This is a genomic window from Streptomyces sp. NPDC090798 (assembly GCF_044768965.1).
GTDB lineage: Bacteria > Actinomycetota > Actinomycetes > Streptomycetales > Streptomycetaceae > Streptomyces.
The window spans coordinates 1-12,176 of the sequence record NZ_JBIVXA010000037.1 but is presented as its reverse complement, the minus strand read 5'-3'; the positions used below and the strand labels follow the sequence as shown (position 1 = coordinate 12,176).

The window sequence follows — 12,176 nt, the reverse complement described above, 5'->3', positions numbered from 1 at the left end:
CTCGCGCGGGCCGCTACTGGCCCTGACGGCTGACCGGGCGCTTCTTCGGAGCGACGGCCTTCTTCGCCACCGGGGCCGGCTTGACGGGGTGGCGCTTCGCGACCGGGGCGGGCTTGTGGTGCTTCTTGACGGGGACGATCTTGTGGAAGCTCATGAGGTTCCCTCTCGTTGGATCTGTTAATCGGGGCTGGATCTTGTTTACTTGTTGCCGACAGGGCGGCGCCCGGGCTTCTGCGCCACCGGGGCCGGCTTGGCGGGCCGGCGCTGCGCGGGCTTCTTCGGGGCCGGGGCGGGCTTGTGGTGCTTCTTGACCGGGGTGATCTTGTGGAAGCTCATGACTGTCTCCTTGTTCCCTGCGGGTGAATTCCCTTTGTCGTTTGCGCTGTTCGCTTTCGACATGGAAAACACTACGGGACCCCGGACCCTGAAATCGCCAATTCGACTGAGACCTCAATGAATTGCGGCTGAAAGAAATTTTCAGACGGACCGTGGAACCAATCCACTACTCACACAGAATTTAGGCCGAAAAAAAGCGGGGCCGATACGCATCCGCGTACCGGCCCCGCCCGTTCCGTAAGGGACTACCGCACGACCGTGATCCGGTCCGCCGTCGGCACCGGGTACGGCGCCGTGGCCGAGGAGTTGGCCGTCAGATAGGACTCGAAGGCCGCCAGGTCGTCGCCGCCGACCAGGACGTCTCCGCCCTTGCCGAGCTCGGCGAAGCCGTCGCCGCCGCCCGCGAGGAAGGAGTTCATCGCGACGCGGTAGGTGGCGGCGGGGTCGATCGCCGCGCCGTTGAGCTTGACCGAGTCGGCGACCACCCGTGCCGCGCCCGTCTTCGTCAGGTCCAGCGCGTAGGTCAGACCCTTGGAGATCTGCAGGATCTTCGGCGCGGCCTCGTTGGCCCCGCTGACCTGCTGCTGGAGTGCCGTGATCACCTGCGCGCCGGTGAGGTTCACCAGGTTGACGGTGTTGGCGAACGGCTGGACCGTGTACGCCTCCCCGTAGGTCACCACCCCGTCGCCCTCACTGCCGCTCGCCGCGTAAGTGAGCCCGGCGCGGATGCCGCCCGGGTTCATCACCGCGAGGTCGGCCTCGGGGTCGACGGACTTGGCGTACGCGAGCTGCGCGTCGGCGATCATGTCGCCGAGCGGGGACTCGTTACCGGTGTTGCCGATCTCGCCCGCGATGTAACCGATGGGACGCGAGGCGATCGGGGCGGAGAGCGTCTTCCACTTGCTGATCAGGGACGTCATGTCGGCGGCCTTGGCCACGTCACGGGTGACCACGTGGTTCGCCGACTTCACCGCCGTACGCGCGATGTCGCCGGTCCAGCGGTCGTACGTCAGCGTCGTGTCCGTGTAGAGGCGGCCGAAGGACGAGGCCGACGTCACCATGCGGGGCTTGCCCGACGGGTCCGGGATGGTGCAGGCGTACGCCTGGTGGGTGTGACCGGTGACCAGGGCGTCCACGGCCGGCGTGACGTTCTTGGCGATGTCGACGATCGGCCCGGAGATGCCGTCACCGGCGCCGGGGCTGTCGCAGTCGTAGTTGTACGCCGTCGACGCGGGCGCGCCGCCCTCGTGGATCAGCGCGACGATCGACTTCACGCCCTGGCGCTGGAGCACCTTGGCGTACTTGTTGATCGTCTCGACCTCGTCGCCGAACTTCAGTCCCTTGACGCCGTCGGCCGACACGATGTTCGGCGTGCCTTCCAGCGTCACGCCGATGAAGCCGACCTTGACGCCGTTCTTCTTCCACACCCAGTACGGCTTGAGAATCGGCTTGCCGGTCTTCTCGTCGGTGACGTTCGCCGCGAGGTACGGGAAGTCGGCACCCCGGAACTTCGTCTTCTTGTCGTAGCAGCCGTCCGTGGGGTGGCAGCCGCCGTTCTGCAGGCGGGCCAGCTCCTTGGCGCCCTCGTCGAACTCGTGGTTGCCGACGCTCGTCACATCGAGGTCGAGCTTGTTCAGCGCGTCGATCGTGGGCTCGTCGTGGAAGAGCCCGGAGATCAGCGGGGAGGCGCCGACCATGTCTCCGGCGGCGGCCGTGATGGAGTACTTGTTGCCCTTGCGGGCCTCACGCAGATGCGTGGCGAGGTACTCGACACCGCCCGCGTCGATCGATTTCGTCGTGCCGTCCGCCTGGAGCTCCGTGACCCGGCCGGACGACCCGGCCGGCGGCTCCAGGTTGCCGTGCAGGTCGTTGAAGGACAGCAGCTGTACGTCCTGGTAGCGGCCACTGCCGGGGTGGTGGTGCGGGGTCGACCTGTCCTGCCCTGCGCTCGCGGGCATCGCGGCGGCCAGGGCGCCTACGGTGGCCAGCCCAGCGGCGGCGGCGAGGATGCGATGGGTACGTCTGTGCCGGGGCGTCGGCGGCATGGGTTCCCCCCTGGGAGCTGTCGGAGCCGTCGGAGCTGTCTGAGCCGTGGGTGCTGCGAGAACTGCAAGAGCTGTGAGAGCTGTGGGACGGCTGTGGCTTTACGCGCACTTTAGAATCAACGCGCGTAGCGCAACAGGGGGTTCGGGGTTACAGACTGGTTGCCATCGCCTCACCACCACCTGACGGATGCCCCTCCGCTCCCCGCCACGAGCCACATCGACTCCGCGCAACTCCTTGTCCGCAAAACACCGCGCCGTACCCTCGTATCCATGACCAGCGACGACAGCGCGCCCCACGCCCTCACCCGCTCCATCGAGACCCACACCGCGCTCTCCCCGGCCCAGGCCGAGGACGTGCTCCGGCTGCTCGCGGAGGCCGCCCGGGCCGACGGGCAGCAGGCGGTCTCCGAGCAGGGCCGGCTCCAGCTGAAGGGCGGCGCCCGCGAAGGCGTGCGCCATCTGCTGCTGACCCTCGGCGACGAGTTGGTCGGGTACGCGCAGTTGGAGGACACCGACCCGGTGGAGGCCCCGGCCGCCGAGCTGGTCGTGCACCCGGCGCACCGCGGCCACGGCCACGGCCGGGCCCTGGGCTCGGCCCTGCTCGCCGAGTCCGGCAAGCGGCTGCGCGTGTGGGCGCACGGCGGTCACTCCGCCGCCCGGCATCTCGCCCAGGTCCTCGGCCTCACCCTCTTCCGCGAACTGCGCCAGCTGCGGCGGCCGTTGACCGACCTCGACCTGCCCGAACCGAAGCTCGCGGACGGCGTGAACGTCCGCACCTTCGTGCCCGGCCGGGACGACGCGGCCTGGCTCGCCCTGAACGCCGAGGCCTTCGCCCACCACCCCGAGCAGGGCTCCCTCACCCAGCGCGACCTGGACGACCGCAAGGCGGAGGTGTGGTTCGACCCGTCCGGGTTCTTCCTCGCCTTCCGCGGCGACGAACTCGTCGGCTTCCACTGGACGAAGGTCCACGCCGAGGAGGGCCTCGGTGAGGTGTACGTCCTCGGAGTCCGCCCCGGCGCCCAGGGCGGCGGCCTCGGCAAGGCCCTCACCACGATCGGGCTCCGCCACCTCGCCCGGCAGGGTCTGCCGACCGCCATGCTCTACGTCGACGCCGACAACAAGGCGGCCATGACCGTGTACGAGCGGCTCGGCTTCCGCACGCACGAGACGGACCTGATGTACCGAAGCGAGTCCTGACCGTCGGTCCGGTGCCCCTGCCCGTCCGCGCCCGCCTCTTCGTGTCACCGGTGAGCGAAGACGGCGGGCCGCCACGTCCGTAGGGGTTCCGCGCAGGACCACGCCCCGGCCAGCGCCGCCGTGACCAGGACCACCGCCCATGCCTGATGGGCGCCGTCCCAGCGCGGGTCGGACGGTGCGGGGAAGAGCGTCCACCGGTCGGGGAGCAGCAGGGGCGCCAGGACCGCCATGGTCAGTAGTCCGACGCACACCACGCCTCCCGGCTCGGCCCGGTCGGTGAACCGCACCATGACCGCCGCGGCCGCCGGCGCGAGCAACGCCGTGGCGGCGGCCTCCAAGGTCACGGCGCCCACCGGCGGCCGGGCCTGCTCCGGTATGAGGAACAGCGCGGCGGTCCACCAGAGCACGGCCGACGGAGCGACGAGCGCCACCCGCAGGCCGACCCGCACCGGACGCCGGGTCGGCACCGCCGCGGTGATGTGCCGGGCCGGATCGTCCAGCAGGAAGGCCAGGCCCAGAGCGAAGGCGAGCGCGGCGGCCCGCAGGAGGTTGAGGCCGGCCCCCGTGTCGAGCCGGAGCGAGAACAGCCGCGGCATCCCGGCGAGCAGCAGCCCCAGTACGGCACCGGTCACCAGCGCCCTCCGGGGGAGGGTGCGCCAGAGGGGGCCGAGAAGGGCGCGGGCCACCGTGAACGGGCGCCCCCGGGACGGAATACCGCCCGCGGGCACCCCACTTCCCACGGTTCCCGCACTTCCCGCCCGTCCGGCACTTCCGGCACCCGCCGCGCTTCCGGTGCTCTCCGCACCCCCGGCGCTTCCGGCACCCCCGCCGCTTCCGGCATCCTCCGCGCTTCCGGCCGTGCCTGCGTTGTCGAGCACGGTCACTCCTCGCATGTCTTGACGTTCAGCGCGCCCGGGCCGGTCGGCGCCGGCACTCCCAGCAGCTGAGCCACCTGGGCCGTCGTCGTCTTGGGGGACGTGAGCTCCGCCCAGTGGGCCTTCACCTTGGGGATGACGCTGTAGCGGGGCTTGCTCAGCAACTCCTTGATCACCTCTGTCTGCGCAGCGTTCATGGAGACCGGGTTCGTGGGCGCGAGGGCGACCCCTCCGCCGCTGATGGAGTCGTCGATACGGAGATGGCGCAGCACGGTCAGCGGGTGGGACTCCGAGCCCAGCGCCAGCCACATGATGATCACCGCGCGGGCGTCGCACACTTCGCCGCCGGCCGTCTCGTCCCCCGTCACCAGAACCGAGGCCACCCCCACGGCGAACTCCGGGATCCGATTGCCGCCCCAGCGTGTAGTGACAGTCACCACCCCTGGCGCTTTGGCCGGCTCGATCGCGGCGTCGCCCTCCAGTCCTGAGCGGGCGTCGACCCGCTGGCGCACCGTCAGCCGCTCGGCCGCGGCCGGGCCGCCCGCGAGGGACTGGACGCGCTGGACCACCTCGGCCCAGTCGGCACTCTGGCCGGTCCACTCGGGGTAGGCGCAGTACGTCGACCTTTCGTGCGCGACGCAGGTCTGCACCTTCTGCGGGGTGGCGGACGCCTTCGCGCGGGCCGCGATCAGCGCGTCCGAGTCACTTGGGGCCTGCCCCGCGATGCCCTGGGCCATCGCGGCGAGGGCGAGGACCGTGATCGCCTTGATCCTGGGCGTACGACCGCCGTTGATCAGCAGCGCGAGGCACAGCAGCAGCGCGATGAGCCCCACCAGATACAGCATGTGCCAGGCGGCCGGGCGGCCCATCAGGTCTGAGGGGAAGGGGTGGGCGCCTTCCTCGGTGACCACCGGTGCCAGCCATCGCACCCAGTGCGTGCCCTGTGTGCTCGCGGCCACGAGGGTCGTGAGGACGTACATACCGATGACGAAGGGCGGTACGGCGATCGTGAAGGGGACCGACCGTGCGACCAGGACGCCGAGGACTCCGGCGAGGAGTACCGACAGCGGGCCCACGAGCAGTTCGGCGAGCGACCCGTGGCCGACGGCGCCGGGTTTCAGGGCCGCCCAGGTGAACTCGAACCCCGCGACCAGCCCGGTGAACGCCGCGAACGGCACGGCCGACAGGGCGTGGCCCAGCGAGCGCCGCCACGGCTCCATGACCAGCACGTCGAAGTGCGGGTCGGTGCCGTGCCTGCGGGAGCGGAGCACGGCGCGGTTGATGCTGACGAACAGCACGAGGGCGAGGAGCAGGGGGGCGGTCTGGGTGGACCGGTCGACATCCTGGAGGACCGGATGGTCGTCCATGCCCTCCCGGCCGTTGAACATCGTCCACCCGGTGTAGGCGACGTACAGGAGGAGGAAGACGAGCACCGGGATCTGCATCAGCAGTTCGCGCGCCTCGAAGCGGGCGAGGGCGATGACGGCCCCCGCCCTGTTCGTGTGCGGGTCCTGGGCGGGCGGCTCCACCCCCGTGGGGGCCGCCTCCTTCACGACCGTGCGGGTCACCAGCTCGCTCATGCCGCCACCTCCGCCGGCTCGCCGTCGAGAGTGAGCAAGTAGCCGTCCTCCAGGGTCGGTTCGAGGAGATCGGCGCCCTTGGGCGGGTCGCCGACGTTGCGGAAGGAGCCCGTGCCCAAACGCCAGCCGGCTCTCGCGCCGGGGTCGCGGGCCGTACTGCTCCACACCCGCCCCGCCGCCCGCGCGGTCAGCTCGGCCGGGGTGCCCTCGAAGCGGATGCTGCCGCGGACCATGACGATCACGCGGTGGCAGAGCATCGCGACGTCCTCTGTCTGGTGGGTGGAGAGCAGGACCGTGCGTCCCTCGCCCGCCTCGGCGATCATTTCCCTGAATCGCATGCGCTGTTCGGGGTCCAGGCCGACGGTCGGCTCGTCCAGGACGAGGAAGCCGGGGTCGCCGACCAGCGCGGCGGCCAGCCCGACCCGCTGGCGCATACCGCCCGAAAGCCTCTTGATGCGCTTGCCCCGCACGTCGGACAGGTCGACGGCCTCCAGCACGCGCCGCACCTCCCGGTGCCGGGCGGAGCGGTCGGTCAGTTCCTTCAGGATCGCCACGTAGTCGACGAACTCGAAGGCCGAGAAGTCCGGGTGGAATGCCGGGGTCTGCGGCAGATAACCCAGCGCGCGCCGCACGTCGAGGCGGCCCGAGGACGTGCCGGGGTCGTGCCCGAGCACCGTGAACGCTCCCCGGTCGGCGGGCACGGCGGTGGCGAGCACCCGCAACAGGGTGGTCTTCCCGGCGCCGTTGGGCCCGATCAGCCCGGTGACGCCCTCGCTCAGGCGCAGGGAGACGTCGTCGAGGGCGATGGTCCCGCCGTACCGGAGGGTGAGCCCGGAGGCGGAGACGGTGGGGGTCATGCGGCGCTCCTGTCGGAGAAGTCGGTGTGGTCGGCGAAGGGGGCGTGCGCGGGGGAGAAGTCGAACCGGTCCCGCACGAGATAGAGGAGCCCGGCGGCCAGTACCGCGACCGCGCCGGCGACGCCCTGGCCGAGAGCCGTGAACGGCGCGAGGGTGCCACCGCCGGCCTTCGCGTGGGCCACCATCAGCAGCGTGACCCACGCTCCGCCGACCAGGCAGGGCGGGAGGACCGGCCCCCAGCGGGCGGTCAGTGCGAGCCCCGTCCCGGTGAGGGCGAGGGCGGGCAGCAGCCAGGCCAGCGCGCGCAGCCCGTACGCGGGGAGTGCGAGGGTCGCGAGGCCGTTCAGAACGAGGCCGGTGGTGAGCACGGCCACCGTGCGGATCATCAGCAGCCGGAATCCGTGGAGGGGTGACACCACGGCCATCTCGTACGTCGGGTCGAGCACCGGTCCGTAGGACAGGGCGACCCCGGCGAGCGGGAGCAGGGGGGCGAGGGCGAGGAACAGCGTGGGCGAGGGCGCGACCCCTCCGGCGTCGGTCGCCACCACCGCCATGAGGAGCACGAGGGCGACCGCGGCCAGCCAGGAGCGCCGCAGCACGGGCGTGGCCGCCAGCAGCCGTGCCGTGTGGTCGGCGACGCCGATCCGCACCAGCAGCGACTCGAGCAGCCGTGGTCGCGGCGCGTCCAGCTCGGCGTCGAGCCGCTCCCATCCGGCGTCCAGGACGACCGGATCGCTCACGGTGGCGAGCGCCTCCCGGCAGGGCGCGCACGCCACGAGGTGGGTGTCGACGGACCAGAGTCGGGGCGGCGTCAACTCGCCCCGCGCATAGGCCCGGAGGTCCTCGGCATCCGCGTGCCACCGCCCGTCCGGGGAATCACCGGCGCCGGGCGCGGGCCGATCGGCGTCACTCGCACCCGCACCGGACGTGCCCCGACCGGCGGCCGGGTCCATCCCGCCACCGCCCGTGCCACCCGTACCGGACTCGTCACCCGTACCGGACGCGCCGGACGTGCCGGACGCGCCGGACGCGCCGGGCCTCCCGAAGTCTGCCGCGTCCTCGTCCAACCCGCTCATGTTCTCTCCACCCCCACCCATGTCCCGGCGGTCTCCGCCGATGGCCTCGTCAGCTCCGCCGCTCATGCCAGCTCCTCCCGCAGCTGCTTGCGCGCCCGCAGGGCCCGCGTCTTGACCGTGCCCGGTGGAATGCCGAGCAGGACGGCCGCTTCCCGGGTCGTGAGTCCGTCGATCACCGTGGCCTGGAGGACCGCGCGCAGCTCGGGCGAGAGCCGTATCAACGCGCCCGCGAGGTCGCCGTGTTCGACCCCGGCCAGGACGCGCTCCTCGGCGGAGGCCTCGTGCCGGTGGCGGAAGCGGGCCAGTGTCTGGCGCAGCCGGCCGCGCGCGCCGTCGCCGCGCAGTGTGTCGATCAGCCGCCGCGAGCCGATGCGCCACAGCCAGCCCGCCGCGTCACCTTCCTCCCGGTAACTCGCGGTGCCGCGCCAGATGGCGAGGAAGGTCTCCTGCACAACGTCGTCGACGACCCCGGCGTCGGCGCACCGGCCGCGCAGCCGCGCCGTCAGCCACGGCGCATACCGCCGGTACAGCTCCTCGAAGGCGCGACGGTCCGCGTCCGCCGCGATGGCCCGCAGCAGCTCCCCGTCGCTTCTCGTTTCCCTCACATCCCCTCATCGGACGAGCCCCGCCGATCGGTTCACGCATCCGGCATCGGATTTTCCGGGCTCGCCTCCGCGGCTTCCCGGCTCACCTCCGCGATTTTCGGGCTTGACTCCGGGCACCCCCTTGCACCACCCTTTCACTACTCAATTAGTGAAAGGGTGGTTGTCCGAGTGGTCGAGTACCGCATCGACCGGCGCAGCGGTGTCGCCACCTACGTCCAGATCGTCCAGCAGACCAAACAGGCCCTGCGCCTGGGCCTGCTGGAACCGGGCGACAAGCTCCCCACGGCCCGCGAGGTCGTGGAGGCCACGGCGATCAATCCGAACACCGTCCTGAAGGCCTACCGCGAGCTGGAGCGCGAGGGCCTGGTCGAGGCCAGACGCGGCCTCGGCACCTTCGTGAAGCGCTCTCTGGGCGCCGCCCCCGCCGACTCGCCCCTGCGCGCCGAGCTCGACGACTGGGCGGTAAGGGCCCGCGAGGCCGGGCTCGATCACGACGACGTGGCGGCGCTCTTCACCGCCGTACTGGAAAAGTTCAGCAGGGGAGACAAGGAATGAGCGACACCGCCATGGAGGCGGCCGGCCTCGGCAAGCGGTTCGGGCGGCGCGGGGGCTGGGCACTGCACGAGTGCTCCTTCCGGCTCCCCGCGGGACGCGTCTGCGCCGTCGTCGGACCCAACGGCGCGGGCAAGTCGACGCTGCTGGCCCACGCCGCCGGACTGCTCGCCCCCACCGAGGGCTCCCTGACCGTGCTCGGCAGCCACCCGGCCGCCGCCCGCGAACGCATCGCGTACGTCGCCCAGGACAAGCCGCTGTACCCGCAGCTCACGGTGGCCCAGACGCTGCGCCTGGGCCACGAGCTCAACCCCGCCCGCTGGGACGCCCCGGTCGCCGAGCGGATCACGTACGAGGTCGGCGGGCTGGACCCGAAGGCCAAGGTCCGTACGCTCTCCGGCGGTCAGCGCACCCGCGTGGCGCTCGCCCTCGCGCTCGGCAAGCGGCCCGAACTCCTGCTCCTGGACGAGCCGATGGCCGACCTCGACCCGCTCGCCCGCCACGAGCTGATGGGCACGCTGATGGCCGAGGCGGCCCAGTACGGCACGACGGTCGTGATGTCCTCGCACGTCGTCGCCGAGCTGGAGGGCTCCTGCGACTACCTGTTGCTGATAGGCGGCGGCCAGGTGCGACTGGCCGGCGACCTGGACGACCTGCTGGCCGCGCACACCCTGACCACCGGGCCGGTCCGTGACCTCACTCCGCACACCGTGGTCGAATCCCGCACCACAGGGCGTCAGCTGACCGCCCTGATCCGCCCGCAGGGCCCGTTCTCCGGCGGACTCGACGCCCGCGCCACCACGCCCTCCCTGGAGGAACTGGTCCTCGCGCACCTGCGCAACCCCGAGGCCCCCTCGCTGATCCTCGCCTCCGCCCGCACCGCCGCCCAGGAGTCCGCCGCATGACCACACTGACCGCCCCCGGCACCACGGCGACGCCCACGCGCCGCCCGTCCGCCACCCGCGGCCTGGTGCACACGGTGCTGCTGCTGCACCGCCCGGCGCTCTACATCTGGGCCGGTCTGTTCGTCGCGCTCGCAGCCCTGTTGCTGTGGCTGTACGGCCCGGGGACGGACGCGGCGGCCGCGGCGTGGCGGGAGTACGACCGCTGCACGACGGCCACCTGCGCCTACGACCAGGACGCGATCCTCAGGTACAAGTCGTACTCCCAGTACGCCTCCCTCGCACTGACCTTCCTGCCGTTCCTCGTCGCGGCCTGGGCGGGCGCCTCGCTGATCGGCCGCGAGATGGAGAGCGGCACCGCGCGGCTCGTGTGGACCCAGTCGGTCTCCCCGGCCCGCTGGCTGGCGGTGAAACTGGCCGTGCCGGCCGCGCTCGTCACCGTCGGGACGAGCGTGCTGGTGGTGCTGCACCGGCGGATGTGGGTGCGGGGCCAGGGCCGGATCGACAACACCAAGGGCTGGACCGACTTCTTCGTCTTCCACGCCAACGGCCCGACCACCGTCGCCCTCGCCCTGTCCGGCCTGGCCGTCGGCGCACTCGCCGGCATCAGGCTGCGCGGTTCCCTGAGCGCACTCGTCATGTCGGTGGTGTGGACGGTCGGCGTCCGGTCGGCCATCGCGCTCGCCCTGCCGTACCTGTGGCCGACGGTGCGGACGGTCACCAGCCTGACCCACGACGGCCCCACCAGGCTCGGGATCACCGTCCACAGCGGTCTCCTCACCTCGACCGGTACCCGGCTGCCCGACCCGCAGTGCGGCAGCAGCCACAGCACGAAGTGCAGCGCCCTGTACCTCCGGCTCGACGCCGTCAGCTTCTACACCGACTCGCACCCCGAATCCCACTACTGGCCCCTCCAGCTGATGGCGACCGGCCTGGTGCTCGTCCTCACCGCGCTCGTTCTCCTCGTCGCCTTCCGCCTGCTCAAGCGTCAGACCGGCAGCGCCCCGCGCACGAAGGCAGCCGCCCTGTGAGCACCGCGGGTGCCGTGGGCGGCCTCCCGTGGACCGTCCTGCGCGTGCACCGCACGGCGCTGATCGTCTGGGCGTCGTTCGCCGTCGCCGTCGTCGGACTCCTGCTGTGGGCGATGGGGGTCACGGCCGACGCCGCCCAGGCGGAGGCCTTCCACTGTCTCCACTCCGACACCTGCGGCGTCACGGCCACGCTCGAGTACAGCGCGATCCTCCGATACACCGCCACCGTTCTGTGCTACTCCTTCTACGCCGTCGCCGCCTGGGCGGGCGCCGCGCTGATCGCCCGTGAACTCGAGTCCGGCACCGCGTGGCTCGCCTGGACCCAGTCGGTGTCCCCCGTACGCTGGCTGACCGCCAAGCTCGCCGTGCCCGCCCTGCTGATCACGCTCAGCGGCACGGCGCTCGTGGCGGCGTTCCGCTGGAGCTGGTCGCACAGACCGGACCGGGTCATCGGCGCCTGGCCCTCGACCGCCGTCTTCGTCGCCCGCGGCCCGGCGATGGTCGCGTACGCCCTGTGCGCCCTGGCCGTGGGCGCACTCGCCGGTCTGGCGCTGCGGCGCTCGCTGCCCGCTCTGGGCGTCTCGTTCGCCGTGATGCTGGTGCTCAGCCAGTGCCTGGACCGGTACCGCGCGGACCTGTGGCCCTCGATCACCCGTACCGGCGCCGCGGCCTACGACCAGTCCGGTCCCGTCTGGCAGCTGGAGTCCGGGGTGTTCGTCCACGGGAAACGAGTCCCGGACCCCGGGTACGGGAACTGCGAGGGCACAGCCGCGGAAGCCAAGCGGTGCCTGACCGAGCACGGCGTCACGGGCCGGTACTCCGTCTACCACCCCGCCTCCCACTTCTGGCCCCTGCACCTCGTGGAAACCGGCATCGTCCTCGCCGTGACCGCCGCGGCCACCGCCGCCGCCTTCCGGCTGCTGCGCCGCCGCACCGCATAGCTCCCCTGCCCGGAAGCGGGGGGGGGGGGGGGCCCGCGGGGGGGGGGGGGGGGGGGGGGGGGGGGGGGGGGGGGGGGGCGGCCGCCCGGGGGGGGGGCGGGGGGTGGGGGGGGCGCGGGGGGCGGGGGTGGGGACTGGGCTGGGCCCCTGGGCCGAGTCGAGGCTTGGGCTGAGCCGCG

13 protein-coding genes are annotated in these 12,176 nt (G+C 72.1%); 5 read left to right on the top strand and 8 right to left on the bottom strand.

Features of this window, described 5'->3' with window-relative positions; translation table 11 throughout:
* Positions 1 to 13: 13 nt before the first annotated feature.
* The 3 genes from ACIQTP_RS44720 to ACIQTP_RS44710 all read right to left on the bottom strand — a co-directional run bounded on the left by ACIQTP_RS44720 (position 14) and on the right by ACIQTP_RS44710 (position 2,381).
* Positions 14 to 154, bottom strand: coding sequence for a hypothetical protein (locus ACIQTP_RS44720; protein ID WP_403411408.1), 141 nt, complete (start codon positions 152 to 154; stop codon positions 14 to 16).
* Between the two features lie 44 nt (positions 155 to 198).
* Positions 199 to 336 carry a hypothetical protein gene (locus ACIQTP_RS44715; protein WP_403411405.1) on the bottom strand — a complete coding sequence of 46 codons (138 nt, stop codon included), beginning with the start codon at positions 334 to 336 and terminating at the stop codon, positions 199 to 201.
* Between the two features lie 245 nt (positions 337 to 581).
* Entirely contained in the window at positions 582 to 2,381 is a 1,800-nt protein-coding gene (locus ACIQTP_RS44710) for a bifunctional metallophosphatase/5'-nucleotidase (protein WP_403411402.1), read from the bottom strand.
* A 270-nt stretch (positions 2,382 to 2,651) separates the two neighbouring features.
* On the opposite strand from ACIQTP_RS44710, the gene mshD reads away from it, so the two are divergent.
* Positions 2,652 to 3,578, top strand: coding sequence for a mycothiol synthase (mshD, locus tag ACIQTP_RS44705; RefSeq protein ID WP_403411399.1), 927 nt, complete (start codon positions 2,652 to 2,654; stop codon positions 3,576 to 3,578).
* Positions 3,579 to 3,622: 44 nt separating this feature from the next.
* Here the strand turns inward: mshD and ACIQTP_RS44700 are convergent, their stop codons facing one another.
* The 5 genes from ACIQTP_RS44700 to ACIQTP_RS44680 all read right to left on the bottom strand — a co-directional run bounded on the left by ACIQTP_RS44700 (position 3,623) and on the right by ACIQTP_RS44680 (position 8,571).
* Positions 3,623 to 4,456: an ABC transporter gene (locus tag ACIQTP_RS44700; RefSeq protein ID WP_403411396.1), complete on the bottom strand. Its 834-nt coding sequence runs from the start codon at positions 4,454 to 4,456 to the stop codon at positions 3,623 to 3,625.
* Positions 4,457 to 4,458: 2 nt separating this feature from the next.
* Positions 4,459 to 6,033 (bottom strand): ABC transporter permease, encoded by a 1,575-nt coding sequence (locus ACIQTP_RS44695; RefSeq protein WP_403411393.1) that lies wholly within the window; start codon positions 6,031 to 6,033, stop codon positions 4,459 to 4,461.
* Positions 6,030 to 6,890, bottom strand: a complete 861-nt coding sequence (locus tag ACIQTP_RS44690; RefSeq protein ID WP_403411390.1) for an ABC transporter ATP-binding protein — start codon at positions 6,888 to 6,890, stop codon at positions 6,030 to 6,032. Before ACIQTP_RS44690 ends, ACIQTP_RS44695 begins: the two co-directional genes overlap by 4 nt.
* A complete protein-coding gene (locus tag ACIQTP_RS44685) occupies positions 6,887 to 7,843 on the bottom strand; it encodes a zf-HC2 domain-containing protein (RefSeq protein ID WP_403411508.1) in 957 nt (318 codons plus the stop codon). The genes ACIQTP_RS44690 and ACIQTP_RS44685 overlap by 4 nt, the downstream gene beginning before the upstream one ends.
* 185 nt (positions 7,844 to 8,028) lie before the next feature.
* Positions 8,029 to 8,571 (bottom strand): RNA polymerase sigma factor, encoded by a 543-nt coding sequence (locus ACIQTP_RS44680; protein ID WP_266433103.1) that lies wholly within the window; start codon positions 8,569 to 8,571, stop codon positions 8,029 to 8,031.
* A gap of 168 nt (positions 8,572 to 8,739) precedes the next feature.
* On the opposite strand from ACIQTP_RS44680, the gene ACIQTP_RS44675 reads away from it, so the two are divergent.
* The 4 genes from ACIQTP_RS44675 to ACIQTP_RS44660 are packed head-to-tail and all read left to right on the top strand — an operon-like array spanning position 8,740 to position 11,997.
* Positions 8,740 to 9,126 (top strand): GntR family transcriptional regulator, encoded by a 387-nt coding sequence (locus tag ACIQTP_RS44675; protein WP_403411505.1) that lies wholly within the window; start codon positions 8,740 to 8,742, stop codon positions 9,124 to 9,126.
* Positions 9,123 to 10,028, top strand: coding sequence for an ABC transporter ATP-binding protein (locus ACIQTP_RS44670; protein ID WP_403411387.1), 906 nt, complete (start codon positions 9,123 to 9,125; stop codon positions 10,026 to 10,028). The genes ACIQTP_RS44675 and ACIQTP_RS44670 overlap by 4 nt, the downstream gene beginning before the upstream one ends.
* Complete coding sequence (locus tag ACIQTP_RS44665) at positions 10,025 to 11,056, top strand: ABC transporter permease (RefSeq protein ID WP_403411384.1); 1,032 nt, start codon at positions 10,025 to 10,027, stop codon at positions 11,054 to 11,056. The genes ACIQTP_RS44670 and ACIQTP_RS44665 overlap by 4 nt, the downstream gene beginning before the upstream one ends.
* Positions 11,053 to 11,997, top strand: coding sequence for a hypothetical protein (locus tag ACIQTP_RS44660; protein ID WP_403411382.1), 945 nt, complete (start codon positions 11,053 to 11,055; stop codon positions 11,995 to 11,997). The genes ACIQTP_RS44665 and ACIQTP_RS44660 overlap by 4 nt, the downstream gene beginning before the upstream one ends.
* Positions 11,998 to 12,176 lie beyond the last annotated feature (179 nt).

Bases quoted from the DNA above. Each gene is read 5' to 3' on its own strand.
- ACIQTP_RS44720 (WP_403411408.1), bottom strand. From the start codon at position 154: ATGAGCTTCCACAAGATCGTCCCCGTCAAGAAGCACCACAAGCCCGCC.
- ACIQTP_RS44715 (WP_403411405.1), bottom strand. From the start codon at position 336: ATGAGCTTCCACAAGATCACCCCGGTCAAGAAGCACCACAAGCCCGCC.
- ACIQTP_RS44710 (WP_403411402.1), bottom strand. From the start codon at position 2,381: ATGCCGCCGACGCCCCGGCACAGACGTACCCATCGCATCCTCGCCGCC.
- mshD (WP_403411399.1), top strand. From the start codon at position 2,652: ATGACCAGCGACGACAGCGCGCCCCACGCCCTCACCCGCTCCATCGAG.
- ACIQTP_RS44695 (WP_403411393.1), bottom strand. From the start codon at position 6,033: ATGAGCGAGCTGGTGACCCGCACGGTCGTGAAGGAGGCGGCCCCCACG.
- ACIQTP_RS44690 (WP_403411390.1), bottom strand. From the start codon at position 6,890: ATGACCCCCACCGTCTCCGCCTCCGGGCTCACCCTCCGGTACGGCGGG.
- ACIQTP_RS44685 (WP_403411508.1), bottom strand. From the start codon at position 7,843: ATGGACCCGGCCGCCGGTCGGGGCACGTCCGGTGCGGGTGCGAGTGAC.
- ACIQTP_RS44670 (WP_403411387.1), top strand. From the start codon at position 9,123: ATGAGCGACACCGCCATGGAGGCGGCCGGCCTCGGCAAGCGGTTCGGG.
- ACIQTP_RS44665 (WP_403411384.1), top strand. From the start codon at position 10,025: ATGACCACACTGACCGCCCCCGGCACCACGGCGACGCCCACGCGCCGC.